Source organism: Halosegnis longus (assembly GCF_009663395.1).
Lineage (GTDB): Archaea > Halobacteriota > Halobacteria > Halobacteriales > Haloarculaceae > Halosegnis > Halosegnis longus.
The window spans coordinates 1,973,726-1,998,567 of the sequence record NZ_QKNW01000001.1 but is presented as its reverse complement, the minus strand read 5'-3'; the positions used below and the strand labels follow the sequence as shown (position 1 = coordinate 1,998,567).

Sequence of the window (24,842 nt, the reverse complement as noted above, 5' to 3'; positions counted from 1 at the left end):
ATACTGATACGGGTGGCCCACGACGTGGGCGTATGGACCGGCAGTTCCTCGCAGTGACGGCGGCCTCCGTGCTGTTGCTCGTCGGCGGCATCGGCGCGGGCGTCTATCTCGACTCGACCGGCACCTTCGACCAGCGGGCGGAAGCGACACCCGCAGTCACCTACTTCGAGGGTGGCAACGCCACCTGTCTGCCCGCGGATACGGACGCGCCGATGGTGACGATCAACAACGACACCGAAGGCAGTTACGTCTCCATCGATGGGGCGATACCCGTGAGCGAGAACCGCGCCCGCGTCACGGACGCGACGCTCGAACAGCTCGACCGGACCACCTACGAACTCACGTACACGACCACGCCGCGAACCCTCGACTGTCCCGAGGGGCGCGCGCCGGCCGTCGACGCACAGACCGCGGTGCAGGTCCCGCATCCGGGGCCGGAGCTGTTCGGCGTCGAACTCCTGTACCCAGACGGCACGGAGTACCGCATCCGCAAGACCGGCGGCGACCCGAGCGTCGAGGAGATCTAGGATTTTGCTCTGAGGACGCCGCCGCCCAGCCCCTCCCACTCGACGCGGTAGCCGAGCCGCGAGAGGACGGCGCTCGTGTCCGAGAGACCGTGCTCGGCCAGCGTCGACTCCGCGGCGTCGAGCGACTGCCCGGCCTCGATGGTCTCCGCGACGGTCTCGAGCACGGTCGGCCGGACGAGGGTGCGTCCCACGACATCGTGGTCGGGGAACGCCACCGAGTCGAGCGCCTGCTCGCTCACGCCGTGCGCGTCGGCGAGGTCGGCGAGCGAAATCACGTCGTCGTCGGGCCGCAGTTCGTCGGGGAGCGCGTCGCGCGCCTCGGCGAGCAGGTCGGTCTCGTACTCGCGCAGCGCGTCGACCGCGTCCTTCACCCGGACCGTCCCCGAGTAGGGTATCGCGCCGTCGGTCAGCGCCTCGACCGCCTCGCCGACGCCGAGCGATTCGTCGACGGCGACGAGGAAGGCCACGTCTTCGAGGTCGCCAAAGCGGGAGAGCTTCTTCTCCACGTACTCGGGCGTCCAGAAGCCCATCACCTCCAAGAAGACGCGGAACTCGCCGTGGTTCCAGTCGAAGGCGAAATCCGGAATGACGACGTGTTCGCCGGCGGCGAGCGGCTCGGGTTCACGCACCAGCGACCAGTCCAAGTCGAGCGACTGGAACCGGGCCGCGAAGTCGGCCTCGACGCCCGAGTCGAAGGTCATCTCGGTCACCGGCTCGACGCCGGGGACAGACACGTCCGACTCGTCCAGCCGGAGCGTGCGCTCGGCGTTGCGGTCGTCGATAGTCGCCTCCAGCGTCCACTCGCTCGCGCCCGCGACCGTTCGGAGCAGGCGCGCGAACCGGGTCCCGTAGCGGCGCGACCGCGTGAACAGCGCGTCCGGTCCGGTGACGACGACCTCTCGACCCTCGTCCGTGCGGCGAATCTCGTACAGCAGGCGAAGCCGCTTCACCGTCGAGACGAGCGTCGCCGGGTCCGACGACCGAACGCGCACCTCGGTCGCGTCGAACAGCGCGGTCTGGGCGAGCGAGAGGTCGTACTGTTCACACAGCGTCTCGGGCGTCCACCGCGAATCGAACGCACAGAGCACCTGTGCCACCTCGCGGTCGGCGTACAGCGACTGCTCGATGTCGTCGGTCGAGACGCGCATCCGTTCGGCCGCGCGTGAGAGCGCCTCCCGTCGGTCGGCGTCGGTAGCGACGCCCACCGACTCGGCGCACTCGAAGACGATACGCCGGGTGCGCTCGGGATCGAGTGGCGCGCGCGTCTCGAAAGTGGCCTCCCGGTCGAGTAGCTTGGCGAACCCGCGCACGAGTTTGAACTCGAACTCCGCTTCGAGGTCGGCGAGCGCCGAATCGAGGTCGCCGCGCGTCTCCCCGACGTGGCCCTGATACACCCCGAGCACGCAGGCCGCGAGGTCACGCGCCGCGGCGTCCTCACCGACGAACTGCGGGTAGTAGCCGCCACCCCGCCGCGAGACGCGAAGCAGGTCCTTCGTCAGCATTAGCGCCTCCGTGCCGCCACGCGTTCCTCGCTCGTCTCTTCGCTCACAACCTCATACAGCAAGGCGCGGCCGCCGTCCTCCTTCGGCCGGAGCACGCGACCCAACCGTTGGGTGAACTCCCGTTGGCTCCCCGACCCCGAGAGCACCACTGCGACGTTCGCGTCAGGTACGTCGACGCCCTCATCGAGCACGTTCGCCGTCACGACGCGAGAGTAGTCGCCTTCGCGAAAGCGGTCGAGAATCTGTCTGCGCTCTGGCGTACCAGTTTCGTTCGTAATCGCCGGCAGGAGAAACCGCTCGGAGAGCCGGTAGACGAGGTCCGTGTACGCGGTGAAGACGATGATTCTATCATCGGCGTGGCGCTCGAAGATGTCCGAAAGCGTCTCGACTTTGCGGTCGGCGTTGGCGACGATTTCGCGCGCGCGCTGTTTTGCTAGAAGGGCTTCCCGCGCCTTCGGGTCGGTGCCCGACCGCTTGACGAGTTCCTGGTAATCGCTCCCCGACCGAAGCTGGATGTCGGACTCGCGGAGGTAGTCGGTGAAGGTGCCCTGTGCCTCGTCGTAGCGTTCGCGTTCCGCCGGGTCGAGCGACACCTCGATGCGCTTGATGTCGTATGGAGCGAGGTGGTCGCCCGCGAGGTCGTCCACGTCGAGGTCGTACACCTTCGGGCCGACCAGTTCCTCGATGGCCTCGTGTGCGCCGTCGGGGCGCTCGAAGGTGGCGGTCAAGCCGAGGCGGGCGGGGGCGGCCATCAGTCGCGCGATGTCGCGGTAGCCCTCCCCGCCGAGGTGGTGGACCTCGTCGAAGACGAGCAGGCCGAACTGGTCGCCGAGTTCGTCGGCGCGGAGATACGCCGAGTCGTAGGTCGCCACGGTGAGCGGTTCGACGCGCTGTTCACCGCCGCCCAGTTGCCCGACCGGTACGTCGAACTCGGCTTCGAGTTCGCCGCGCCACTGATTCAGCAGGTCGATAGTCGGCACGACGACCAGCGTCGGCGTCGCGAGCCGCTCGATTGCGCCGATGGCGATGACCGTCTTCCCGCTCCCGGTCGGGAGTTCGAGCACGCCGCGGCGGTCGTGGTCTTCCCACGCCTCCAGCGCGTCCCGCTGGTAGTCGCGGAGGTCGTACGACGAGTGGAGGTCGGACACGTCGGCGAGGTCGAGTACGTCGTCGCGCACGTCCGTCGCGAGCGGGCGGAGCGCGTCCCGGAGCTGGGCGTACCGGTAGGCGGGCGCACGACCCGACTCCGAGCGGGGGTCGCGCTCGACGCCCGGCAGCGGGACGGACACCTCGCCGTCGACGCGTATCGTCCCCTCGTCGTACGTGAGCGACACCATCGTCGGAAGGTCGACGCTTGCAGGTAAAAATCCGCCGCGTCGGGCTGAGAGGTTTTTTATCCCCGCCGGCGGGAACCAGAGGTAATGCGGATTGCCGTCGTCGCCTTCGAGACCACACACCGGACAGCCAGGGCCGGCGTCGAGCGCACGGAGTCGCTGGCGCGGGCGCTCTCCCGGCGTGGCCACGACGTGACCGTCTTCTGTACGCAGTGGTGGTACGGGCCCGACGCCGGCCCGTGGCGAATCGACGACGACCTCAGACACCGCCGCATCGACATCGCCCCCGACGTGCTCTCCTCGGTCGCCCGCCTCCCGTTCCAGTTGGCGCGGTTCCGTCCGGACGTGATTCACGCCACGCCCGCACCGCCCGAGGTGCTGCTCGCGGCCAAGGTCGGAGCGACGCTCTCGCGTGCCCCGCTCGTCTGTGACTGGTACGGCGACGAGCAGTTCGACTCCCGGCTTCTCGGCCCGGCCCGGCGCGCCCCGAGTCACACGGTCGTCCCCTCCGAGTACGTCGAATCCGGCCTGCGCGAGGACGGCATCGGGGGCGATTTCCTTACGATCCTGCCCGAGTTCCTGGAGTTCGATGCCATCGAGGCCGTCGAGCCGGCCGGCGAAGAGCACATCGTCGCGGGCCGCCGGCTCGATTCGGACGCGAATCTGGAGTCGCTGTTTCTCGGCTTGGCCGAACTCAGACGCGAGGACTGGTCCGCGACGATTATCGGCGACGGTCCGGCCCGCGAGGAGTTCGAGCAGACGGCCGCCGACCTCCGAATCGGCGACCGCGTCGAGTTCGTCGGCGACGTCCCGCGCGAGGAGCGCATCGCCCACTACCGGAACGCCCACACCTTCGTCCACACAGCTCGCCGAGAATCATTCGCCACCGAACTCATGTGGGCACTCGCCTGTGGCTGTACCGGTGTCGTGGAGTATCAGAGCGACTCGGCCGCCCACGAACTCGTAGAGCGGCGACCCCGCGGCTTCCGAGTCACCACCTCCGAGGAGATCGCCGACGCGATTCAGGCGTCGCGCGAACTCGACCACCGGACCATCGACGACGACTTCCGCGAGTTCGACCGCGAGGCGGTGCTCGAATCACTGCTCGCGCTGTATCGCGACCTCGGCGCTGGCCGGTAGTCACCACTTCTTGTACGGGAGGAACTTCCCTTCGTACGTGATTCGGACGCGGTCGCCGTCGTCGTGGTCGATTCTGTCGACGTGACACTCGAAGTCGATGGCCGACATGATGCCGTCGCCGAACTCCTCGTGGACGCAGGCCTTGATGGCGTCGCCGTACACCTGTGGAATCTCGTAGAGCCGGTACAACATCGGGTCCGAGGGAATCGTCGCCTCCTCGTCGCCCTTGTACGGTTCCCGCTGGAGCGCATCGACGACCGCCTCGTCCTCGATACCGAGTCGCGCACACAGCTCGCGGGCCTCCGTCTCGCTCGCGCTCACGTCGCCGAAGACGAGCGAGGCCGTCCACACCTCGTCGCGGTCGATTGCGTCCGCGAGGTCGACGAAATCGAGCCCCTGTTCGTGTTTTGCCTCCGTCAGTCGTGCCGTGGCGTCGGCTCGCGAGAGCATACGCGTCGTTCGGCCGGTACGGGCATGAAAGCCGGTGGAGATGTTCGCCACCACCTTTTCCGGCGAAAGACACGTATCTCTTTACATGACTGAGCGTGTCATCGTCCTCGGCGGCGGAGCCGGCGGGACGATGGTCGCGAACCGACTGGACCGCGAACTCGGCGGGCTGGCCGAGGTGGTCGTCCTCGACCGGACGCCGACCCACCGCTACCAGCCGGCCTTCTATCTCCACCCGTTCGGCCACGCCGACATCGACGCCCACACCCGCGACGTGCGCGAGTACCTGCGTGCCGACGTGCGGTTTTGCGAGGCGACCGTGACGGGTATCGACCCAGACGAACGGACGGTCGCGACGGAGGGCGGGTACATCGAGTACGACCGGCTCGTCGTCGCGCTCGGCCACGAGACCGTCGCCGGCCCGTGGGCGGGCGAGCCACACGTCTACCCGTTCTACCGGCCCGAGGGGGCACGCGCACTCGGCGAGACGCTCGACGCGTTGGTCGAGAGGGCGAACGGAGCCGACGCGGAGCCGCCGGTCGCGGCCGACGGCGGGGTCGCGACGACGGGAACCGAGCCGACGCTCCCGACACCGACGACAACGCGTCCGCTCCGGGTCGTCGTCACCGAACCCGAGGGGAGCGTCTCCTGTGGCGGCGCGCCGGCGAAGGCCGCCCTGCTCGCCGAGGATTATCTCGCCGACCACGGTGTCCCGTGTGACGTGACCCTCGCCGGTCCGGACGACCACGTCTTCGGGACCGGGAAGAAGGCACGCTACGACGCCGAACTCGCCGACGTGTTCGCTGCGCGGGGCGTACGGTACGAGGGTGGCTTCGTCGTCGACGAGGTGGCCGACCGGCGAATCGAGAGCGAGGACGGCCGAACGCTCGCGTACGACCTCTATCTCCCCGTCTCGCCACAGCGGTGTCCGACCGTCCTGACCGACGAGTCGCCCCTGACCGCAGCGAGCGAGGAGGGGTACGTCGCCGTCGACCGCGAGACGATGCGCCACCGCACGCACGACCGGGTGTACGCGCTCGGCGACTGCACCGACGCACCGACCTCGAAGACGGCCGCCGCCGCGCGCAAGCAGGCCGCCGCGCTCGCGGACAACCTCACCGCCGACGCGGCGGGGCGCGCGTACGAGTCGCACTACGACGGGTTCGCGGCCTGTCCCCTGCTCACACAGGAAGGAAAGGCGATTCTCGCAGGGTACGACTACGACGGCGCGATGTTCCCGGCCGTGGAGTCGCGCGTGGGGTGGCTGGCAGACGTGGAGGCGATTCCGCGCCTCTACTGGCAGGTGTGGCTCCGGGGGTATCTGCTGGGCGTCTAAGCTTTTCTCCGCGGGGGCCGACGGACGCGTATGGGAGCTATTCCGCCCGAAATCGACCCCGAGACGCTGATGGACGCGTTCGACACCGACGACCCAGCGACGGCACGCGACAGCTATCTCGACACCTGTAGCGCACTCCAGCAGGAACTCGCGCGCGTCCTGCAGGAGGAAGGCGGCGGCACGGTCCACGTCACGACCGCGGAGCTCACGAATCGCGTGTTCGCCCCGCGGCGCGCGGTCCAGATTGCGCTCACGAACATGGCGGAGGAAGACGGCAGTCCGCTCGAATCAGCGGTCGCGACCGACGAGTGGACGATTCAGGAGCCCTGAGTGCGGGTCTCTTCCGCGACGCGGACGGCGGCGACGTTTCCCGCCACGTCGTGCACGCGGACGATATCGGCCCCGCGGTCGGCCGCGATGGCGCTGCCGGCGACGGTCGCCTCGTAGCGGTCCTCGGCCGCGTGGTCGACGCGCTCGAACAGCGACTTGTGGGAGTGGCCCACGAGGACCGGACAGCCGAGCGCGGCGAACTCACCCGTGCGGTCTAACAGTTCGAAGCTCTCTGTCGCCGACTTGCCGAACCCGATGCCGGGGTCGACGATAATCTGCTCGCGAGCAAGACCGGCGCGCTCGGCGAGCAGGATGCGCTCGCGGAGCTGGGCGATCGTGTCACTCACCACGTCGTCGTACTCGACGGTCACGTCGGGGTCGACGGGGGCGTTGATGGAGTGCATCACGACGACGGGGACGTCGTACTCGGCGGCGACGAAGCGCATCCCCGGGTCCGCCAGTCCGGACACGTCGTTGATGATGTCCGCGCCGGCATCGAGGGTCGCGCGTGCGGTCTCGGCCCGCCGCGTGTCCACGGAGATGAGCGCATCGAGGTCGCGAATTTCTTCGATGACCGGAACGAGGCGGTCGATTTCCTCGTCGACGGGAACCGGCTCTGCGCCCGGGCGCGTGGATTCGCCGCCCACGTCGATGATGTCCGCGCCCTCGGCGACGATTTCCTCGGCGCGCTCGACCGCGGCGTCGACGGCGTTGTACTCGCCGCCGTCGTGGAATGAGTCGGGCGTCACGTTCAGAATGCCCATGACTGCGGTGCGGTCGGTCCAGGGGTAGTCGACATCGGTCGCGGCGTCGTCGGCCACGCGGTCGGCGAGCACGGGGTCGGTCTCTCGCAGTCGCGCATCGAGCGCGTCGAACTCCGCGGTCGTCCCCGACAGGACGACCGAAACCGGCTCGCGGGCCTGCGCGTCGAGTCCCGAGACGGAACAGCTCCCGCCCACGGCCGCCATCGCGGTGTCGAGTCGCCGCGCCTGCGCGGGCCGGACGGTCAGGGTCCGGGTCTCGTGGACCAGCTCGGCCGGCTGCTGTTCGGACGCTGGCACGTCCGCCCCATCGAGGGCCGCGCGGGCGTCGTCGGCGTCACGGATGCGCTTCGGCGTCGCCGTCGCAGTCCAGCGGTCTCGCGCCTCGGAGACGACGAACAGCGAGCCGCAGACCACGACCGCATCCGACGGGCCGGCGGCACCGAGCGCCGCCTCGACGGCCGCGCCGACGGTGTCGAACGCCGTCGCGTCGTGGAACGATTCGGCCAACACCTCCGGCCGTTCGGCGCGCGCGAAGTCGGGCCGGCAGGTGTACACCGCGTCGGTCTCGGGGAGCGCGGCGGCCATCCCGGCGTGGTCCTTGTCGCTCATCGCGCCGACGACGAGATGGCAGTCGTCGTAGTCGAACTCACCGAGCGTGTCGGTGAGCGTCTCGCAGCTGCCGGGGTTGTGTGCGCCGTCGAGCACGACCAGCGGCTCGCGGCTCATCACCTCGAAGCGACCGGGCCAGTGGGCGCTCCGGAGTCCCCGCGCGAGGTCGTCGGTCGACACGTCCGTGTCGAGTTCGTCGCCGACCTGTCTGGCGAGTGCGGCCGCGACGCCCGCGTTCTCGGCCTGGTGTGCCCCGAGCATCGCGAGTCGCGTCTCGACCGCCCAGTCCGGACCGGCGAGTGAGATGTCGCTCTCGATGCCGACGCGACCCTCGTAGCGCGTAGTTACGTCGCGTCCGTCCCCGCCGACCGTGAGCACGTTCCCGTCGGTGTGGTCGCGGACCGCGTCGAACGCCTCGCCCGTGGTTGCGGTGACGAGCGGGCGGTCCGTCGCGACGTGGGCCTTGTCGCGGGCGATTTCCGCCTCCGTCCCCCCGAGCAGGTCGGCGTGTTCGAGCGTGACGCTCGTGACCGCGCTGGCGACGGAACTCGTCGCGGAGGTGGCGTCGTGTTTCCCGCCGATACCGACTTCGAGGATCGCCACGTCAACGTCCTGTCTGTCGAACTCCCACAGCGCCATGCCGGTGACGGTCTCGAAGAAGGTCGGCGACTCGCCGGCAGCGCCGCGATTCCTCACGTACGGTTCGACCGTCTCGACGTACTCGGCGAGCGCGCGTTTCGGCATCTTTCGGCCGTTCACCTGCACGCGTTCGCGCACGTCCGAGAGGTGTGGCGAGGTGTACAGTCCCACGTCGAGACCGGCCTCTCTGAGCACGCGGTCCAAGAGAGCGGCCGTCGAGCCTTTGCCGTTCGAGCCGGCGATTTGGACGACTGCGTAGCTCTCGTCGGGCGAGTCGAGCGAATCGAGGAGGTGACGCGTGTGTTCGACGCCCGTGCGCGGGGAGTGTCGCCGGAGGTCGAACAGCCACGTCGCCGCCTCGTGATACTGCATACCTGTGGTCGTTCGGGCGCGTGTTTAGGCGTGTCGGAGACGGGCATCTGTGTCTAGATTGTTTTCGTGTGGCAGTGAGGCTGTGCGCGTTTGGCTTCGGTTTCGACAGCACCGCGCTGATGAGTTCGACTCCGACAGCACCGCGACCACTCCGATGGCTTGGCCTCGGGGAAACCGCACCGCGACCGCAGCGGTCGAGTCGCGCCACGAGGGGAGGACGGACCGCACCAACCGTTCCCCACGACGCACACGCGCCACGGGCGCGGTGCGTCAGGCCACCGCCTCAGTTGCTTGGTAAATCAGGGTCGTGCAGTAGCGTGGTCCGAGCAACCCAGAAGAAGAGACCAGAGACAGTATCCAAAGCCAAACCCAGCCTCACCGGAGCAGCTTCACGACTGCATTCTCCGCTGCACGCTCTGACACCTCCCGGAGTCGCCGGGACTCGAACTCGTCGCTGGCGTGGCGAGCGAGCAGAAGCACCAACCACGCGAGCATCGCTGTCCCGACGACGGCGAGCACGAACAATCCGACGAGATACGGCACGACGACGGCAAACAGCGTTCCGGGCGTCGGGTCGCCGGTGAACGTCCCCACGAGTCGGAGCAGACCGACGGCAATCACGCTCAGGCCGGAGAGTAACACGAACAGGAGTGCGCCCGAGAGCCACCACAGCCGTCGGTCGTCGAGTACTGCCATACCCGACGGAAGGCGCGAGCCGACAAAAAGTGCTACTGGTGACGGAAGGTTCGGTTGCCGGTGAACGCCATCGCCATCCCGTGTTCGTTGGCGGCCTCGATAACGTCTTCATCGTTGACTGAGCCGCCGGGCTGGATGACCGCCTCAATGCCTGCATCGGCAGCCTCCTCGATGCCGTCCGGGAACGGGAAGAACGCGTCAGACGCCATCACCGCACCCTCGGAGCCTTTCCCTTCGGCGTGTTCGTCGGCCTTCATGCCGGCGAGTCGGACCGCGTCGACGCGCGACACCTGTCCCATCCCGACGCCGACCGTCTCGGTGCCGTCGGCAAACAGGATACCGTTCGACTTGACGTGTTTGAGCACGCGCCACGCGAACAGCATCGTCTCGACCTCCTCGTCGGTCGGCTCGCGTTCGGTGACGAACTCCAAGTCCTCGCGCTCGGGAGCCCACGTGTCGCGCTCCTGTACGAGTCGGCCACCGACGAGCGGCTTCTCGGTGAGCGAGGGGCCGGTTCCCTCGCGGTCGAGGTCGCCGACGGCGAGCACGCGGAGATTGTCCTTCTCGAAGAGCACGTCGAGGGCGGCGTCGGTGTAGCGGGGCGCGACGACGACCTCCTTGAACGAGTCGACGACCTGCTCTGCGGTCGCGGCGTCACACTCACGATTCAGGGCGACGATACCGCCGAAGGCGCTCATCGGGTCGGTCGCGAGCGCGTCGGCGTACGCCTCCGCGAGCGTGTCGGCCGTCGCACACCCGGCCGGATTGGTGTGTTTGATGACCGCGGCCGCCGGTTCGTCGAACTCCTTGATTAGTCCGAGGGCGGCGTCGGCGTCGTTGTAGTTGTTGTACGACAGCGCCTTCGCACCCTCGTTCAGCTGTGGCGCGGTGACGACGTTCGCCTCCTCGACAGCGCGGTCGGCGTACAGCGCGGCGTCCTGATGTGGGTTCTCGCCGTAGCGGAGGTCGGCGGCGAACTCCTCGGCGACGACCCGGCGTTCGGGAAACTCCCCGCCGTCGTCGCCCTCAACCGTCACATCGCCGTCTTCAACGGTGACGCGGTCGTTCGCGAACCACCGGACGACGCGGGGATACGCCTTGAACTCGCCCTCGTAGAGGACGCGCGTTTTCAGACTGTCCTCGTCGTCGTCCTCGAAGACCGGTATCGGCTCCTGGGTGACGATCGGCCCGCCGTCGACCGTCTCGTCGACGACGTGGACCGTACAGCCGGTCATCCGGACGCCCGAATCGAGCACCTGCTCGTGGGCGTCGAAGCCGTCGAAGGCGGGGAGCAGACTCGGGTGGACGTTCAGCGTCGTCGGGACCGAATCGAGGAACGACTCGGTGAGCACGCGCATGTAGCCGTCGAGGAGCAGCAAGTCGAACTCGTAGCCGTCGAGCGCGTCGAGCACCCGGCGTTCGTGCGCCTCGCGTGATTCGTCCGCGCCGCGTTCGACGACCTCGGTCGGAATCGAGCGCTCGCTCGCGCCGTCGAGTCCCGGCGCGTCGGCGTCGTTGCTCACGACGACGGAGAAGTCGACCTCGGTGACGGTGTCGGCGATGTGGAGGAGGTTCCGCCCGCGGTTCGACAGCATGCCTGCGACGTTCATACCCGGAGTCGGTGACGGACGACGCAAAGACGTTGCGGTCCCGAGCCGGTCGCTATCCGCGTTCGTGCACAGTACCGCGGCGTTGAGCCGCCAATCGACAGACGAGTCAACACGGCCGTGCATCACGCAACCGACACGCCTTTGCCCGCGCCGTCTGGAGCGCGAACCATGACAGGTCGTTCGTCGCTCGCCGCCGTCTCGCCGCTCGATGGTCGGTACGCCCGCTACACGGAGCCGTTGGTCCCCTACGCGAGCGAGCAGGCGCTCATCCGCGCCCGCGTCCGCGTCGAGGTCGAGTATCTCGCGGCGCTCGCCGACACCGTCGAGGAGTTCGACCTCACGGACGAGGAGCGCGACCGCCTCCGCGACTGCTACGAGTCGTTCGACGAGGACGACGCCGCGGTCGTCAAGCAGTTGGAGACGGAGGGATGGAAGGGGTACTCGGCGACCAACCACGACGTGAAGGCAGTCGAGTACTTCGTCCGCGAGCACGCCCCGGAGTCCGCCCACCCGTTCATCCACTTCGGACTGACCAGCGAGGACGTGAACAACCTCGCTCAGCGACTGCTCGTGAAGCCGGCAGTCGAGGACGTGCTCGCCCCGAAGCTCCGGGAGCTTCGCGACACGCTGACCGAGATGGCACGGGCGAATCGCGACGTGGCGATGTTGGCTCACACCCACGGCCAGCCCGCGACGCCGACGACGTTCGGGAAGGAACTCGCCGTCTACGCCGCCAGACTCGGGCGCTCGATTGCCGAACTCGACCGCGCCGCCGCGAACCTCACGGGAAAGCTCGCCGGCGCGTCGGGGACGTACGCCGCCCACCAGGTCGCCTACCCCGATATCGACTGGCCGGCGTTTTCCGAGTCGTTCGTCGCCTCGCTCGGGCTCTCCCACCGGGCGCTCTCCACGCAGGTGAACCCCTGTGATGACCTCCAGTCCGTCTTCGACGCGCTTCGGAACGCGAACAACGTCCTGCTCGACATGGACCGCGACATCTGGCTGTACGTCTCGAAGCGCTATCTCGGCCAGGACACCGTCGCCGGCGAGACCGGCTCCTCCACGATGCCACACAAGGTGAACCCCATCGACTTCGAGAACAGCGAAGGGAACCTCTCGAAGGCGAACTCCGACCTCGTCTTCCTCGGCGACTACGTGACGACGTCGCGACTCCAGCGTGACCTCTCCGATTCGACGGTGAAGCGAAACATCGGCGCGGCCTTCGCCCACTGTCTCATCGGCTACGAGAAGGCGAGCCGGGGGCTGGCGAAGGTGACGCCCAACGAGCAGGTGATGTCCGAAGAACTCGAATCGACGCCGGAAATCATCGGCGAGGCCGTCCAGACGATTCTGCGGCGCGAGGGCCACGACGACGCCTACGAGCGGGTGAAGGAGCTGACCCGCGGACAGCGCGTCACGCTCGATGACTTCCGGGCGCTGTTCGACGACCTCGACGTGAGCGAGTCGGTCCGCGCGGAGCTTCACGCGATAGCGCCGACGAACTACGTCGGCGTCGCGGCCGACCTCGTGGACGACATCGACCGGTGACGCGGCGCTGTAAGCCGAAATTCGGCGAGTGAGACTACAGCAGAAACCGCTCTTTCTCCTCGCTCATGTCGACAAACGAGTCCGCGGCATCGAGCAGTTCGTCGGCCGCGGAGTTCCCGAACGAGAACACCTCGACGCGGACGCCCTGATGGCGGAGATGCGAGCAGAGCCGCGAGAAGTCCCCGTCGCCGGAACAGAGCGCGACCACGTCGACGTGGTCGCCCAGCGTGACGGCGTCGAGCGAGATACCCACGTCCCAGTCGGCCTTCTTGGAGCCGTCGGCGAACGTCTTGATGTCCTTGATTTTCGGCTCGAAGCCGATCTCCTCGATCGCCTCGAAGAACTCCTCTTCGTTGGGGGAGTCCGCGCGGATGACGTACGCGATGGCGCGCACGAGTTCGCGGTCGGCGACTACGGTGTCCAGCAGCGTCTCGTAGTCGATATTGCGCGAATAGAGGCTGTGCGAGGAGTGATAGAGGTTCTGTGAGTCGGCCAACACGGCGACGCGCTGCGCTTCATGTAGTGGCGGCATACCATCTCTCCTTTCGGTGGTGCCGAAAGCGTGTCGCTCAGTCGGCGCTGAAGAAGTCCTCGGTCGGAGCCTCCGGCGCGACGGCGTCGAGTTCCGAGTGTGGCCGGTCCACGATGATATTGCCCGCGGTGCCGTCCCCGATACCCGGAATCGCCGTCAGTTCGTCCATCGACGCCTCGTTCACGTCGAGCGGATGGGGGACGCCCGTCACCGACCGGTAGCCGTGGCCCGTAATCGCCACGTCCATCGACTGGCCCAGTTCCCGTTCGCCCGGCACGGCGATGAGCAGCGAGTACGTGCCGAGCTGGCGACCGAAGGTGCGGCCGTCCTGGTGGTATTCGAGGTGGACGTCCGGGAGGACGGTGCCGACGGGCGCGACCCGTTTCAACATCGGATTGTCGATTTGCTCTCGCACCTCCTGTTTGTAGGCGTTGAAGTTCTGCTTGTGTGCTTTCGCGATGTCCGCGCCCGTCTCGGCCATCTCCGTCCCCTCGAAGGCCATCACCTGCCGGATGTTGATGCGCCGAATCATCAGCCCCTCGTCGAGGACGCGGTGGAGGAACCGCTTGTTGTGCTCGTACGTCTCCGGGCGTTCGCCCATCAGCCCGTGGACGAGATTGATGCCCGGCAACAGCTTCGGCAGTCGGTTCGCCGACCCCTCGCCGAAGGACGGAGCGTCTTCGGGGGACTCGCCGGGTCGCCAGCCGCCCTCCTCGTTGACGATGCGAACGGCTTCGAGACACTCGTCGGCCGTGACGAGCAGATTGTTCTGCTCCTGGACGAGCGGGTCGGCCGACTCCAGTCCAAACGCCGCGGTGTCCCCCGCCGTGTTGTACTTCGCGATGGTGCGAATCGCCTCCCGCGACTGCTCGGGGTAATCGACGATGGTGACGGGGTTCATGTTGTCGAGGTGGAGCGTCTCCAGGTCGGGAGCCACCTCGCGAATCCCGGCATAGAGGTCGTGTAAGGCGTCGGGGTTCGGGGCCTCGCCGTCGCCGCCGTACGCGAGGATGTCGGCCTGTCGTCCGAGGCGGAAGTGGCGCGCACCGCGGTCGTACAGCGCCGCCACCTCGCCGGTCACGGCGTCCACCGACCGGAAGGCCGGGTCGCCGTACATCGGCTCCGTGCAGAAGGAACACCGGTAGGCACAGCCCCGGGAGGTCTCCATCTCGCAGATGAGGTAGTCGGGGTGGTTCGGGTGTTGCTCGATGACGAACGCGCCGTCCGCGGCCCACCGCGCCAACTCCTCGTTCGAGCGGTAACGGTCCTCGAACCCCGCCAGCCCGCCGTGGACGAGGTCGTAGGCCGCCGCCTCCACGTCGGCCATCGCGAGATAATCGAAGTCGAGGTCGTCACGCTCCATGTCCTGTGCGCCGGCGTTCTCCTCGCCGACGCCGAACCGGACGGGACCACCCATCAGCGTCGTCCCGTCGGCGGTCCACGCGAGTTCGCGCACCTCGTCGGGCTCGGCGGGGGTGCCGCCGACGTAGCTGCCGGGGACGGTCATCCCGCCGACGTAGATGAACAGGTCGGCGTCCTCCACGTCCCGCCACTTCGACTTCTCGTCGCGGAGTTCGTCGATGGTGTGGTAGGTGATCTGCGATTCGGGGACGCCGGCGTCGACGAGCGCGCCGGCCGTGTATCGGGGGTACGTCGAGATGTACGGCGGGACGCCGAAGTGGGCCGGCTCGTCCACGTAGCCGTCGACAAGCGTCACGGAGAGCGTCGCCGGGTCGGTCATTATCAGAGCAAGCGGGTCGAGACGCAAAACGACGCCGGTCGCGAGCCGACGCAAACAGCTACCGTCTCGGAGGGTGTAGCGAAAGTATGCAACAGCAGACAGACAGCGGCGGCCTGTCGGTGCCGAACGGACGCGACCTCCTGACGGCGGCCGCCTTCGTCGTCGGCGTGAACGCGGTCGGCGCGCTGCCCGCGGTCTTCGTCGGCTCCGACACTGCATGGATTGACAAGCCGGCCTTCTTCCCGCCCGAGCTGGCGTTTCCGGTCGTCTGGACGCTGCTGTTCACGCTGCTCGGCGTCGCCCTCTACCGGGTGTGGCGGACCCCCGAGAGTACTGCTCGGTCGCGCGCGCTGGCGCTGTTCGCCGGACAGTTCGCGGTTAATCTCGTGTGGACGCCGGTGTTCTTCGGTCTCCGCACGCCGGTCGCCGGGCTCGCTATCATCGCCGTGTTGTGGGTCGCGATTCTCGCCACGATACGCGCCATCGAGCGCGTTGACCGGCCGGCGGCCGCGCTCTTGCTCCCGTATCTCGCGTGGGTCTCCTTCGCGACGGTGTTGAACGCCGCCATCGCGTTCTAAGCGTAGATGTAACCCTCAAGCGGATCGTATCGTTCCTCTTCGACGGCAAAGTCGTCTTCGACGGCCCGCGCGACGGCCACCGTCCCGACGACGGCATCGAGCGCGTCACCGCCCGACTCGTCGACGAGTCGGGCGGCCAGCGCGTCGTCCATCGCCACGCCCCACTCGCGCAGGCCGGCGACGATTTGCTCGCGGCGAGCGCGTTCGCCGTCGTGTTTGTTCCCCTTGTACTGTTCGTCAGGGAGCCCAAGCCCTCCGAGGGTCGCCGCGGGATAGATTTCACACAGCGTCGGTCCCTCGCTCGGAGCCATCGGCTCGACGCTCACCTGCCCGTCGAGGACCAGCGGCGCGAGCACGTCGCGAATCCCGTGAAGCGTCTGGTAGCGCGTGATGAACGAGTAGGGTGAGGAAGCGCCGGTCGGGCCGTCGGTCAGTCGCTTGAGTTCGATGCCGTCGGCGTCGCTGGCCCGCGCACGCTGCTTCAGGGCAGCCTGCATCGACTTCCCGTCGGCATCAGCGAAGGTAGCCGCGAACCACCGGAGGAACGCTCGCCACGACTCGCTGGCGTCGGCGGGGACGAGCACGCGCGGGAGACCGAAGGACACGTCCAGCCCGGCGACACCCTCCACGTCGGCGAGCCACGCACGCAACGCATCGAGGACGGCCTCGCGCCCGGTCGTATCGAATCGCTCGCTCGCCGACTGGCAGGCGTCGAGTCGGAGTCCGTCGCCCGTCGGGCGGGCGCTCGCGAGCCAGATGTCGTCGCCGGGGCGGGCCGCGCCGCTGAAGTCGATACCGTGGTACACACCCGACGGTCGGGACGCTCGCGGTAAGCAGTTTCCTCACAGCAGCCGGCGAAACTCGTTCAGGGGCGGAAACGTCAGCGTCTCGTCGGCGTCGGGGTCGCGCACGACCGGCTGAAGCGGCGCGGTCGTCTCCACGAGCGGCGAGTCGAAGTGGCGGGCGTACATCGCGTTCACCTCGACGCCGCCCGCGAGTCGCGTGAATGCGGGCAACATCAGGAGGTCGCTGTCGCCGTAGACGCCTGCGCCGGCGAGATAGCAGGGGCGGCGCTGCCCCTCGATGTCGATTGCCGGGTGGTCGTGGCCGACGATGTACCCCTCCGCGTCGGCCGTCGGCTCCTCGTGGCCGTGACATACGACCCAGTCGCCGACTCGGTATTCCGAGTGGGTCGGGCCGTCCCACACCGCATCCAGCATCGCGTCGTGGTTGCCGGGGGTGACGACGAGTCGTGCGCCGGTCTCCCGACACGCGGTTTTGAGTTCACGAACCGTCTCCGCCACCCCGCGGGGAAGCGTCGAGAAGGAGTGGAGAAAGTCGCCGGCGACGACGACCTCCTCGGGCGAGAACCGCGCGAGCAGCCGCTCGAATCGCGCCGTGAGGTCGCCGTGCTCGCCGACCCGAAGCTCCAGATTCGAGGACTCGTCGCGACCGATATGCAGATCCGAGAGGACGAGCGTCCCGGCGGCGGGGAGGTAGACGGCGCGGTCGCGGTACGTCCGCTCCATACCCGCAGTAGAGTGGCGCGCGACAAAGAGGGTCGCGGCCGCCGACGGACCCGACGCGGCCGCCACGCCGGGGTTTATACGCGCCGGAGCGGAACAGGGCGGTATGGTCGAGGTTCTCGAAACCAAGCGGGCGGCGACGACGTTCCGCGTGTTGACCGCTGTCGCGGAGCGGGGGCCGGCCGTGAATCAGGAGGAAATCGCCGAGGCCGTCGGCGTCACCTCACAGGCCGTCTCCGAGTACATCAGCGACCTCGCCGACCGCGGGTTCGTCGAGAAGGAGGCCCGCTCGCGGTATCGGGTGACGAACGAGGGGGTCGACTGGCTGTTCCAGCAGGCCAACGACGTGCGCCGGTTTGCCGACCACGTCACCGACGACGTGCTCGGCTCCGTCCAAGAGGACGCCGCCGTCGCGACGGCGGAAATCGAGGAGGGCGAGACCGTCTCCTTGTCCATCGAGGCGGGACTGCTCCACGCGACGCCGGGCGAGACCGGACCCGCGACGGGGGTCGCGACCACCGACGCGAGCGAGGGGACGGTCGTCGGCGTCACCAACTTCGCGGGCGTCATCGACCTGGAGCCGGGGGAGGTGACGGTGTATCAGGTTCCGCCCGTGCGGGCGGGAACAGCGCCGGACATCGAGACGCTCACGGCCGCTCGCTCCGCCGAGGTCGTCGCCGCCGACGGGGTGGAGGCGGTCGTCGCGCTCCGAGAGGCCGGCATCGAGCCGGACGTGACCGTCGCCGCTGGCGAGGTCGCCGCGGACGCCGCTGGCCGCGGGATGGATGTCATCGTCGTCGTGAGCGCCGACCGAACCGGGCGTGTGACCGACGCGCTCCGGGACAGCGGGCTCGCGTACGAAGTCACCGACGCCTGATCAGGGAAGCTCGATGTTGGTCTCGGCCTGTTTCTCGGCGCGCTGGACCGCCTCGTAGTAGGTGGCGGCGTCCGCCTCGAAGACGAACGTCGCCAGCTCCTCGAAGCCGAAGTCCTGTGCGAGAAACTGCGTTCCCATCCAGTTGGTCGGTTGGTCGAGTTCGCCGCTGTCGAGAAGTTCGGCCAACTGCGCTACGACTGTCTCCGTGATGTCGACTCGTGTCATGCTGTCTGTTGTGTCGCCGTCGCGTACGCCTCCTGCACCCGGCGGAACGACTCCTCGTCACCGCCGTGGTCGGGGTGGACCTCCTTCACCCGGTTCCGGTAGGCGGTCCGAATCTCCGTCTCCGAGGCCGTCGCCGGAACGCCCAGCGTCTCGTAGGCGTCGCGCGTCGGCCGGTGGTCGCCGGCGGACTCGGCCATCTCGCGCTGGTACTGCTCGCGGCGGTCGCGGTCGCGTTCCGGTTCGGGCGTCACGAACGGGAGCCGATACCCCAGGTTCACGCTCGGCATCTCGTACTCGACGAGCACCGGGTGCGTCTGTGTCTCGCCGAGTCGGTAGAACGTGCGCGGGTCGAAGGTGATTGCCACGTCCCGAGCGGGCAGATAGAAGGCCACAGATTCCTCCGCAACTGCGTGGTCCTCGACGTAGCGTTCGCCGATGGAGTCGAGGTACGCGCGAATCTCGCTGCGACGGCGGCCGTCACCGTCGAACTGCCGGTCCGACTGTCGGGGTTCGGTCGGGAAGAGTCGCACGCCGGCGATGAAGATGCCGGCGATAGCGACCGTCGCGACGCCGCCGGCGGCGAGACCGAGACGGACCCACTCGGGGGTGGCGGCGACGATGTCTGCGAGCACACCCGCCGTATGTGAACAGGACGTAAGAATCTCTCGCCGTCAGCCGATGTACCGCAGGTCGTCGTCCGGCGTCTGCGTGCTCTGTTGTTGCATCTCCTGCATCTTCTCCATCACTTCCTCCATCTCGTCGGCCCGCTCGTCTAACGACTCGTAGTCCACCTCGAAGCCGAGTTTCGCACACAACACGTCGAGGACGGCGCGTGCGCTCTTCGGGTCGACCAGATAGCCGGAGGTTTCACCCATCAGACAGGCGGCCTCGAAGCCGCGCCGGCCGCCGAGCCCGAGGATGAGCCCCGAGACGCCGACGACGCCGCCCGCGGGTTCGTCGTCGCGGAACTCCACGCCCGCGTCTTCGAGCGGTCCGACCAGCGACGCCTCGCTGACCGCGCCGACGACGCCGTACTCCTCGATGAGTTCGCCCGTCGGGACGCCACCGAGCGCGTACGCCGTCTCACAGCCACACTCCTCGGCGACGTCGAGAAACGTCGTCGTGAGCCGGTAGTGGCCCGGGCCGTCGCCGGCCTGCTGGTCGCCCGTCAACACGAGCAGGTCGGTGCCGTCGGCGTCGACGGCATGAAACTCCGCGCTCGCGAGCTTCGAGACCCCGTCCTCGACGGTGACCTGCGGCGGGAAGTGCTCGGAGTACACGGTCGCGACGTGGTCCGTCTCGAACTCGTCGACGAGGTGGTCGGCCGCCAGCTTGCCGACGTGACCCACACCCGGCAACCCCTCCACGAGTACGGGGTCGTCGAGCGACGGCTCCGTGTGCCATATTACATCGAATTCGTCCATACCCACACCGGGAGGTCCGCACGTAAGTCGTGTTCGGTCGTTGCCGAGTTACGCGTCGCGCTCGCGTCGCTTGACGCGCCGGCGGTACTCCCCGTAGCGGTCCTCGGGGTTGTACGGGGCCGGTGCGCTGTTTTCCGTGTCGGCCCCGCAGTCGGGACAGCGATCCTGTAGCGTGTAGCGCGGGCGCTCGTGAGCTGTCTCCCAGGCGCTACAGACGCGGATGTCGGCTTTCATCTCACTCGTCGTCGGTGCGGCGGTCGCGGTGGAACGCCGCCGTGCCGCCCGCGGCCGAAATCGACTCGCTCGCACGGGCCGCACTCGCTTCGAGTTGCGTCTCGGCGTCGTCGTAGTTCGGTGCCTGCACGCGGATGCGGTACTCCGGTGCGCCGACGTAGGTCACGTCGAGGTCCACCTCGTCGGGCACCTCACCGTTGCCCGCGGCGGCTTCCATCGCGGCGCGCACGTCCTCGACACCGTCCGGGTTCGGCGACGTGAGGTCGACGTAGCCGGTCACGGTCACGTACGGAACGGAGACGTTCTTTCTGGCAGTCTCGACCAGCGCGTCGACCTCTTCCTCGGAGAGGTCGGTCGAATCGAGCGCCTCCGGTCCGTGGATTGCCGCCTGTTCGAAGCCGGCGTACATGCTGCCGAACTCCTCGACGAGTTCGCCAGCGACGGAGGCGAACTGCTCGTCGGAGACGTCCTCGCCGAAGGCCAGCTCCATCCACTTGTCGGCCTTCTGCTCGTTTTTCCACTCCTGAATCTTGTCCGACCGCTGGTGGTCGTTGACGTCCTTGATGGAGAGGTCGACCTGCTGGCTCGACGTGTTCACGTCGAGCACCTTGCAGACGACCACGTCGTCGACGTTGACGTGGTCGCGGACGTTCTTGATCCAGCCGCTCGCTACCTCGCTGACGTGGACGAGCCCACGCTTGTCCTCGTACTCGAGGAGGTCGACGAAGACACCGAAGTCCTCGATTTCGTCCACCTCGCCCACGACGAGTTCGCCGGTTTCGGGCCAGCCTGAGTATTGCATACCTACGGGTAGCGGGGTCGAGTGGATAAACGGTTCGTGATGAAGCAGACGCCTACTGTTACGCGAGCGGGTCGGTCGTGCGGTCCTCGACCACGTCGACGACCTCGCCTTCGACGGCACCGATGCCGCCGGTCGGCGTCACGAGCGTGTGGCCGCAGACGGCACACGACACTTTGTTCGAGGGCTTCTCGAAGACGATCTGTTCGTTCTCGCAGTCCGGACAGGCGACGGTGAGGAAGCTCCCGGCCATTATTCCTGAAACTCCAGTCGTCCGGCGCGCCATCCCTCGCGCAGGTGGGCCTTGCCGCAGTCAGCACAGCGGTACTTGAGGTTCGTCTTCTTGGTGGGTTTGTCCCCGCCGGGAACCTTCGAGAACCGACCGGCGTTGCCGATGACGGAGCGGCCGCGTCGGGTCTTCCGCTGGTCGTGGGTCATCCCCGAGGAGCGCCCGGAGCGGACCTTCTCCACCTCGTGCTCGTGGTGGGCGTTACAGTGCGGACAGTACGTGTTGAATCGGCGTGGCATCTGCATTGTTGTTGCCCGACCTAACACAGCCCGCGTTAAAAGCCGTGTGATTCGGTGGGGGCGCGGTCGTGAGCGGCGCGCGGTGAGTGGCCGACGGCTGTCTCGCGGGCGGGCCGAGTGGCGTCGCGTCGGTGCCCCGCCCGAAACGCGACCCGTTCGGGTAGCTCCGAAGTGTTTAGTACGGCATTGGCCAATACGTAGCTATGAAACGTCTCATCATTCACGGCGACCCGGGTATCCGGAAGGGTGCGATTATCCAGTTGGACGGTGAGGAGCTGTACTGCTTTTCCGTGACGCGCAACGGCGACTGGCACGGTCCCGACGAGGTCCAGCTGTGGTGTACGGTCGGCACCGAAGCCGAGCAGGAGGACTTCGACCGTCGCGACTTCGTCCCGATGCACCTCGACGTGGAGACCGCCGACGCGGAGGCCGTCGAGGTCATCAAAGCGAAGGGCGCGCTCGCGGTCTGAGCCGTGGCCGACGAGCCGCGCCGCGCCGTCGTCGTCGGCGCGTCGAGTGGTATCGGCGAGGCGCTCGCTCGCCGACTCGCCGCCGACGGCTACGAGGTCGGGCTCTGTGCGCGCCGGCGTGACCGGCTCGTCGACATCGGCGACGACCTGCCGACGAAGGCGTACGTCGCCAAGCTCGACGTGACCGACACAGAGGACGCCCGCGAGGGCTTTTTCGACCTCGTGGAGGCGATGGGTCGCGTCGACCTCGTCTTCTTGAACGCCGGCGTCGGCTACGAGAACCGCTCGCTCGACTGGGAGCGTGAACGACAGACCGTCGAGACGAACGTGGTCGGGTTCACCGCGCTCGCCGTCGCCGCGATTCGCCAGTTCGAGCGACAGGGTGACGGCCGGCTCGTGGGTATCTCCTCGCTCGCGGCGCACATGCCAGACGGCAACGCCGCCTCGTATCACGCGTCGAAGGCGTACGTCTCGCGCTACTGTGACGGGCTTCGCTACCGCGTCCAGCATCTCGACGCCGACGTCGGCGTCACGACCATCGAACCCGGCTTCGTGGACACCGACCTCGCCGGCGGTGACCTGTGGCTCTGTTCGCCCGAGACGGCCGCCGACCAGATTGTCGCGGCCGCACGCAGGGGGAAACGCCACGCCTACGTGACGAAGCGCTGGCGCGTCGTCGCGTGGCTCGTCGCCGTCCTGCCGGACCTCGTCAAGCGCCGGCTATTCTCCTGACGTAACTCGGTAAATCGTCACGTCGCCGCGTTCGATTGGCTCGACCGAATCGAGCGCACCGACCGTGATGTCGCCGTACTTTGTCCGCTCCGTCGGCCCGACGTAGATGTAGCGCACGTCGTACTGCTCGATGAGTCGCCGCTGTGTCGCCGGCTCGCCGGTGTAGAGTTCCAGCACGTCGGTGACGCGCTGTTCGTACGCCTCGGGCGACCGGTACTGGCGCTCGTGGTACCAGCCCGCGACCGTCGGGACCCCGGTGAGACTCGCCGGTGCGCTCGCGCCGTTACCGTCCGACGGGTTCCACCGGTAGCCGGCGGGCGCGGCCGTCACGATGGTCGGTTGCCCCTCCAGTTGGCTGATGTACTCGATGGCGGGAGCCTCTCCGGCGTGGCGAATCTCGACGAACGCCGTCGCGTCCAGCGTCGGCCCCCGTTCGTTGGCCGTCGGACTCGCCGCGTCGATGTGAGACGGCACCGCGAGAGCGCCGTACAGACCCGTCGTGGCGACCAGCACGACGAGCAGGACGCGTCCGGCGACGGCCGTCCGGCGGCCGGGCGTCGGGACGCTCGCGCGTTCGCGAACGAGACCGGCAAGCCGGACGAGAACGAGACCGGCGGCGGGAGCCCACAGCGCCCACACCTGCGCGTAGAGCTTGAACACCGTGTTGAGCCGCGAGTCGGGCGACTGCGGTTCGGCGATGTAGACGAACTCGATGAGGACGACAATCCCCGCGCCGGCGACGACGAGCAGCGTCTCGTAGCCGGCCGACTCCGTGCGCAGGAGGAGCCAGCCGCCGAGGACGAGCGGGGCGACGAGCGCGAGCGCCGGCGCGCCGACGACGAGACCGACGCCGGCGAGCACGAGCGCGCCGGCGACGGCGACCTGGCCGAGTCGACCGTCGAGGTCCCGGCCGCGCGCGAGGTAGTACGCGACGAACGCGGCGAGGAAGCCGCCGTGAACGAGCAGGAGTTCGCCGACTCCGGTGCGGTCCGGCAGGAAGCCGATCGGTCGGCTGGAGGCGCTCCCCAGCCAGAAGGGCGCGGTCCACGCGAGCGCCAGGAGCGTCGTCGCGCCCGCGAGCAGCAGTGCGGCTCCGAACCGCACTCCCTCGGCACGGAGTCGGGCGTCCGTCTCTGCGGGCTGTTCCGGGACAGCGCCGGTCAGGAGCGAGCGCGGGGCTGCTGGCGCGAGCGCGTACACGAGGAACGGCAGCCCGAGCGCCGCCGTCGGGAGCGACCACGTGTTCACGACGCCGATGTAGCCGGCTATCGGCGGAACGAGACCGAGACCGAGCAGCCGGCGACGACGTAGCTCCTCGGCCGGCGTCCGCCAGTAGGCGTACAACAGCCCCGCGACGAGCAGGAGGAGCGGCACGTCCATCATGTGCGCGTGGAGGTCGCCGTTCAGGTACGCGAACAGCGGAAACTCCGTGATTGCGCCGTCGATGAGCCGCGAGGCAGACCAGTAGTAGAAGTCGCCGGGCGACCACGCGACGAACTCCGATACCGCCTGTGACCCGAGTCCGAGGGCACCCGCGAGGGTGCGGGCCAACCCGTCTGGGAGCAGCCAGCCGACGAACTGCGTGGCCGTGTAGAGATTCGACGCGATACCGAGGAAGAACGCGGAGAGCGCGCTGGCGGCGACGGGCGAGTAGCCGGCGTCGTCTGCGACCATCGCGGCGAGTCCGTAGACGGTCGAGACCGCTGTCGCATAAAACCCCGCGAGCGCGAGGTTGTAGGCGTAGCGGGGTGCAGTCGAGAGCAGTTCCGTCAGCAGGGCGGCGATGACGTGGCCGCCGTAGTAGTACTGTATCGGCTCGTTCGCGAACCACATATCCTCGGGCGGGAGCGTGTCGGTGCGGAGCAGCGAGCGGAGCAGCCCGAAATCGAGGAACTTCTCGCCGCCCAGCGGCGCGACGCCGGGGTCGAAGGCGCGAAGCAGGACGACGAACGCGAAGCCGAGCAGGAAGACGACGCCCGGGGCGGCCGCGTCTCGGATGTCGACTTCGGCTCCGAAGTAGTAGCTCGCGGCCGCGAGACCGGCGACGACGACGACGGCGACGGGGACGCCGAACAGCCCCGGCACCGTCCCGAGGAGGAAGCCGCCGAGTCCGAGCGCGGCGAACACGAGCGGGAGGGCGAAGCCGGCACCGCGGGCGGTCGAACCGAACAGCCGGGCCGCGAGCGGGAGCGCGATTGCCCCGAGGACGAGATACGCGACCCCCCACGCGAGGACGAGACCGTACTCCATTACCCGCACCTCAGACTCGCCCGGAATACGTCTTGTGGAGTCACCATCGAACCGCTTTTGCTCTCGCCTGTG

General features: G+C 68.2%; 27 protein-coding genes. 9 read left to right on the top strand and 18 right to left on the bottom strand.

What is annotated here, in order from left to right; genetic code table 11:
• Positions 1–32: 32 nt before the first annotated feature.
• Positions 33–527, top strand: a complete 495-nt coding sequence (locus tag DM818_RS10785) for a hypothetical protein (RefSeq protein WP_075936726.1) — start codon at positions 33–35, stop codon at positions 525–527.
• Here DM818_RS10785 and DM818_RS10780 read toward each other — a convergent pair.
• Both DM818_RS10780 and DM818_RS10775 read right to left on the bottom strand, forming a co-directional pair.
• On the bottom strand, positions 524–2,029 hold the full coding sequence (locus DM818_RS10780; protein WP_123124214.1) for a DUF790 family protein: 1,506 nt from the start codon (positions 2,027–2,029) through the stop codon (positions 524–526). The genes DM818_RS10785 and DM818_RS10780 overlap by 4 nt on opposite strands.
• Positions 2,029–3,366, bottom strand: coding sequence for a DEAD/DEAH box helicase family protein (locus DM818_RS10775; RefSeq protein ID WP_123124215.1), 1,338 nt, complete (start codon positions 3,364–3,366; stop codon positions 2,029–2,031). Before DM818_RS10775 ends, DM818_RS10780 begins: the two co-directional genes overlap by 1 nt.
• Before the next feature lie 84 nt (positions 3,367–3,450).
• On the opposite strand from DM818_RS10775, the gene DM818_RS10770 reads away from it, so the two are divergent.
• Positions 3,451–4,503, top strand: a complete 1,053-nt coding sequence (locus tag DM818_RS10770) for a glycosyltransferase (RefSeq protein ID WP_123124216.1) — start codon at positions 3,451–3,453, stop codon at positions 4,501–4,503.
• On the opposite strand, the gene cynS is transcribed toward DM818_RS10770, so the two are convergent.
• The gene (gene cynS, locus DM818_RS10765) at positions 4,504–4,953 is read right to left on the bottom strand and encodes a cyanase (RefSeq protein WP_123124217.1); all 450 of its coding nucleotides are present in this window, start codon (positions 4,951–4,953) and stop codon (positions 4,504–4,506) included.
• Between the two features lie 85 nt (positions 4,954–5,038).
• On the opposite strand from cynS, the gene DM818_RS10760 reads away from it, so the two are divergent.
• Together DM818_RS10760 and DM818_RS10755 are read left to right on the top strand one after the other, a co-directional pair.
• Positions 5,039–6,286, top strand: coding sequence for an NAD(P)/FAD-dependent oxidoreductase (locus DM818_RS10760; protein ID WP_075936731.1), 1,248 nt, complete (start codon positions 5,039–5,041; stop codon positions 6,284–6,286).
• A 30-nt stretch (positions 6,287–6,316) separates the two neighbouring features.
• Positions 6,317–6,616, top strand: coding sequence for a hypothetical protein (locus tag DM818_RS10755; protein WP_075936732.1), 300 nt, complete (start codon positions 6,317–6,319; stop codon positions 6,614–6,616).
• Here the strand turns inward: DM818_RS10755 and folP are convergent.
• The 3 genes from folP to purH all read right to left on the bottom strand — a co-directional run bounded on the left by folP (position 6,604) and on the right by purH (position 11,306).
• A complete protein-coding gene (folP, locus tag DM818_RS10750; protein ID WP_075936733.1) occupies positions 6,604–9,000 on the bottom strand; it encodes a dihydropteroate synthase in 2,397 nt (798 codons plus the stop codon). The two genes, DM818_RS10755 and folP, sit on opposite strands and share 13 nt — an antisense overlap.
• 375 nt (positions 9,001–9,375) lie before the next feature.
• On the bottom strand, positions 9,376–9,696 hold the full coding sequence (locus DM818_RS10745; protein ID WP_075936734.1) for a hypothetical protein: 321 nt from the start codon (positions 9,694–9,696) through the stop codon (positions 9,376–9,378).
• Between the two features lie 32 nt (positions 9,697–9,728).
• Positions 9,729–11,306: a bifunctional phosphoribosylaminoimidazolecarboxamide formyltransferase/IMP cyclohydrolase gene (gene purH, locus DM818_RS10740; protein WP_075936735.1), complete on the bottom strand. Its 1,578-nt coding sequence runs from the start codon at positions 11,304–11,306 to the stop codon at positions 9,729–9,731.
• Positions 11,307–11,474: 168 nt separating this feature from the next.
• Between purH and purB the strand changes: the two genes are divergently transcribed.
• Positions 11,475–12,854 carry an adenylosuccinate lyase gene (gene purB, locus DM818_RS10735; RefSeq protein WP_075936736.1) on the top strand — a complete coding sequence of 460 codons (1,380 nt, stop codon included), beginning with the start codon at positions 11,475–11,477 and terminating at the stop codon, positions 12,852–12,854.
• Positions 12,855–12,888: 34 nt separating this feature from the next.
• Here the strand turns inward: purB and DM818_RS10730 are convergent, their stop codons facing one another.
• Both DM818_RS10730 and DM818_RS10725 read right to left on the bottom strand, forming a co-directional pair.
• Entirely contained in the window at positions 12,889–13,386 is a 498-nt protein-coding gene (locus DM818_RS10730) for a LabA-like NYN domain-containing protein (protein WP_075936737.1), read from the bottom strand.
• Between the two features lie 37 nt (positions 13,387–13,423).
• A complete protein-coding gene (locus DM818_RS10725) occupies positions 13,424–15,127 on the bottom strand; it encodes a radical SAM protein (protein ID WP_123124218.1) in 1,704 nt (567 codons plus the stop codon).
• Between the two features lie 86 nt (positions 15,128–15,213).
• On the opposite strand from DM818_RS10725, the gene DM818_RS10720 reads away from it, so the two are divergent.
• Positions 15,214–15,705, top strand: coding sequence for a TspO/MBR family protein (locus tag DM818_RS10720; RefSeq protein WP_123124219.1), 492 nt, complete (start codon positions 15,214–15,216; stop codon positions 15,703–15,705).
• Here the strand turns inward: DM818_RS10720 and DM818_RS10715 are convergent.
• Together DM818_RS10715 and DM818_RS10710 are read right to left on the bottom strand one after the other, a co-directional pair.
• A complete protein-coding gene (locus DM818_RS10715; RefSeq protein ID WP_123124220.1) occupies positions 15,702–16,511 on the bottom strand; it encodes a DUF429 domain-containing protein in 810 nt (269 codons plus the stop codon). The genes DM818_RS10720 and DM818_RS10715 overlap by 4 nt on opposite strands.
• Positions 16,512–16,547: 36 nt before the next feature.
• Positions 16,548–17,234, bottom strand: a complete 687-nt coding sequence (locus DM818_RS10710; protein ID WP_123124221.1) for a metallophosphoesterase — start codon at positions 17,232–17,234, stop codon at positions 16,548–16,550.
• Positions 17,235–17,337: 103 nt separating this feature from the next.
• Between DM818_RS10710 and DM818_RS10705 the strand changes: the two genes are divergently transcribed.
• Entirely contained in the window at positions 17,338–18,108 is a 771-nt protein-coding gene (locus tag DM818_RS10705; protein WP_123124222.1) for a DUF7839 domain-containing protein, read from the top strand.
• On the opposite strand, the gene DM818_RS10700 is transcribed toward DM818_RS10705, so the two are convergent.
• Genes DM818_RS10700 through DM818_RS10670 form a run of 7 tightly spaced genes read right to left on the bottom strand, consistent with a single transcriptional unit; the run spans position 18,109 to position 21,324 of the window.
• The gene (locus DM818_RS10700) at positions 18,109–18,333 is read right to left on the bottom strand and encodes a hypothetical protein (RefSeq protein WP_075936744.1); all 225 of its coding nucleotides are present in this window, start codon (positions 18,331–18,333) and stop codon (positions 18,109–18,111) included.
• Positions 18,330–18,965 carry a J domain-containing protein gene (locus DM818_RS10695; RefSeq protein WP_123124223.1) on the bottom strand — a complete coding sequence of 212 codons (636 nt, stop codon included), beginning with the start codon at positions 18,963–18,965 and terminating at the stop codon, positions 18,330–18,332. The genes DM818_RS10700 and DM818_RS10695 overlap by 4 nt, the downstream gene beginning before the upstream one ends.
• A 39-nt stretch (positions 18,966–19,004) precedes the next feature.
• Positions 19,005–19,757 carry a proteasome assembly chaperone family protein gene (locus DM818_RS10690; RefSeq protein ID WP_123124224.1) on the bottom strand — a complete coding sequence of 251 codons (753 nt, stop codon included), beginning with the start codon at positions 19,755–19,757 and terminating at the stop codon, positions 19,005–19,007.
• A 48-nt stretch (positions 19,758–19,805) separates the two neighbouring features.
• Entirely contained in the window at positions 19,806–19,991 is a 186-nt protein-coding gene (locus tag DM818_RS10685; protein ID WP_123124225.1) for an RNA-protein complex protein Nop10, read from the bottom strand.
• A 1-nt stretch (position 19,992) separates the two neighbouring features.
• Positions 19,993–20,793 carry a translation initiation factor IF-2 subunit alpha gene (locus DM818_RS10680; RefSeq protein ID WP_123124226.1) on the bottom strand — a complete coding sequence of 267 codons (801 nt, stop codon included), beginning with the start codon at positions 20,791–20,793 and terminating at the stop codon, positions 19,993–19,995.
• A gap of 58 nt (positions 20,794–20,851) precedes the next feature.
• Positions 20,852–21,043 (bottom strand): 30S ribosomal protein S27e, encoded by a 192-nt coding sequence (locus tag DM818_RS10675; protein ID WP_123124227.1) that lies wholly within the window; start codon positions 21,041–21,043, stop codon positions 20,852–20,854.
• On the bottom strand, positions 21,043–21,324 hold the full coding sequence (locus DM818_RS10670) for a 50S ribosomal protein L44e (RefSeq protein WP_075936749.1): 282 nt from the start codon (positions 21,322–21,324) through the stop codon (positions 21,043–21,045). The genes DM818_RS10675 and DM818_RS10670 overlap by 1 nt, the downstream gene beginning before the upstream one ends.
• Positions 21,325–21,521: 197 nt before the next feature.
• Between DM818_RS10670 and DM818_RS10665 the strand changes: the two genes are divergently transcribed.
• Together DM818_RS10665 and DM818_RS10660 are read left to right on the top strand one after the other, a co-directional pair.
• On the top strand, positions 21,522–21,788 hold the full coding sequence (locus tag DM818_RS10665; protein WP_075936750.1) for an HAH_0734 family protein: 267 nt from the start codon (positions 21,522–21,524) through the stop codon (positions 21,786–21,788).
• Between the two features lie 3 nt (positions 21,789–21,791).
• The gene (locus DM818_RS10660) at positions 21,792–22,520 is read left to right on the top strand and encodes an SDR family NAD(P)-dependent oxidoreductase (RefSeq protein ID WP_075936751.1); all 729 of its coding nucleotides are present in this window, start codon (positions 21,792–21,794) and stop codon (positions 22,518–22,520) included.
• Here DM818_RS10660 and DM818_RS10655 read toward each other — a convergent pair.
• Positions 22,509–24,770 carry a DUF2298 domain-containing protein gene (locus DM818_RS10655; protein WP_123124228.1) on the bottom strand — a complete coding sequence of 754 codons (2,262 nt, stop codon included), beginning with the start codon at positions 24,768–24,770 and terminating at the stop codon, positions 22,509–22,511. The two genes, DM818_RS10660 and DM818_RS10655, sit on opposite strands and share 12 nt — an antisense overlap.
• Positions 24,771–24,842: the final 72 nt, after the last annotated feature.

Bases quoted from the DNA above. Each gene is read 5' to 3' on its own strand.
- DM818_RS10785 (WP_075936726.1), top strand. From the start codon at position 33: ATGGACCGGCAGTTCCTCGCAGTGACGGCGGCCTCCGTGCTGTTGCTC.
- DM818_RS10780 (WP_123124214.1), bottom strand. From the start codon at position 2,029: ATGCTGACGAAGGACCTGCTTCGCGTCTCGCGGCGGGGTGGCGGCTAC.
- DM818_RS10775 (WP_123124215.1), bottom strand. From the start codon at position 3,366: ATGGTGTCGCTCACGTACGACGAGGGGACGATACGCGTCGACGGCGAG.
- DM818_RS10770 (WP_123124216.1), top strand. From the start codon at position 3,451: ATGCGGATTGCCGTCGTCGCCTTCGAGACCACACACCGGACAGCCAGG.
- cynS (WP_123124217.1), bottom strand. From the start codon at position 4,953: ATGCTCTCGCGAGCCGACGCCACGGCACGACTGACGGAGGCAAAACAC.
- DM818_RS10760 (WP_075936731.1), top strand. From the start codon at position 5,039: ATGACTGAGCGTGTCATCGTCCTCGGCGGCGGAGCCGGCGGGACGATG.
- DM818_RS10755 (WP_075936732.1), top strand. From the start codon at position 6,317: ATGGGAGCTATTCCGCCCGAAATCGACCCCGAGACGCTGATGGACGCG.
- folP (WP_075936733.1), bottom strand. From the start codon at position 9,000: ATGCAGTATCACGAGGCGGCGACGTGGCTGTTCGACCTCCGGCGACAC.
- DM818_RS10745 (WP_075936734.1), bottom strand. From the start codon at position 9,696: ATGGCAGTACTCGACGACCGACGGCTGTGGTGGCTCTCGGGCGCACTC.
- purH (WP_075936735.1), bottom strand. From the start codon at position 11,306: ATGAACGTCGCAGGCATGCTGTCGAACCGCGGGCGGAACCTCCTCCAC.
- purB (WP_075936736.1), top strand. From the start codon at position 11,475: ATGACAGGTCGTTCGTCGCTCGCCGCCGTCTCGCCGCTCGATGGTCGG.
- DM818_RS10730 (WP_075936737.1), bottom strand. From the start codon at position 13,386: ATGCCGCCACTACATGAAGCGCAGCGCGTCGCCGTGTTGGCCGACTCA.
- DM818_RS10725 (WP_123124218.1), bottom strand. From the start codon at position 15,127: ATGACCGACCCGGCGACGCTCTCCGTGACGCTTGTCGACGGCTACGTG.
- DM818_RS10720 (WP_123124219.1), top strand. From the start codon at position 15,214: ATGCAACAGCAGACAGACAGCGGCGGCCTGTCGGTGCCGAACGGACGC.
- DM818_RS10710 (WP_123124221.1), bottom strand. From the start codon at position 17,234: ATGGAGCGGACGTACCGCGACCGCGCCGTCTACCTCCCCGCCGCCGGG.
- DM818_RS10705 (WP_123124222.1), top strand. From the start codon at position 17,338: ATGGTCGAGGTTCTCGAAACCAAGCGGGCGGCGACGACGTTCCGCGTG.
- DM818_RS10700 (WP_075936744.1), bottom strand. From the start codon at position 18,333: ATGACACGAGTCGACATCACGGAGACAGTCGTAGCGCAGTTGGCCGAA.
- DM818_RS10690 (WP_123124224.1), bottom strand. From the start codon at position 19,757: ATGGACGAATTCGATGTAATATGGCACACGGAGCCGTCGCTCGACGAC.
- DM818_RS10685 (WP_123124225.1), bottom strand. From the start codon at position 19,991: ATGAAAGCCGACATCCGCGTCTGTAGCGCCTGGGAGACAGCTCACGAG.
- DM818_RS10680 (WP_123124226.1), bottom strand. From the start codon at position 20,793: ATGCAATACTCAGGCTGGCCCGAAACCGGCGAACTCGTCGTGGGCGAG.
- DM818_RS10675 (WP_123124227.1), bottom strand. From the start codon at position 21,043: ATGGCCGGGAGCTTCCTCACCGTCGCCTGTCCGGACTGCGAGAACGAA.
- DM818_RS10670 (WP_075936749.1), bottom strand. From the start codon at position 21,324: ATGCAGATGCCACGCCGATTCAACACGTACTGTCCGCACTGTAACGCC.
- DM818_RS10665 (WP_075936750.1), top strand. From the start codon at position 21,522: ATGAAACGTCTCATCATTCACGGCGACCCGGGTATCCGGAAGGGTGCG.
- DM818_RS10655 (WP_123124228.1), bottom strand. From the start codon at position 24,770: ATGGAGTACGGTCTCGTCCTCGCGTGGGGGGTCGCGTATCTCGTCCTC.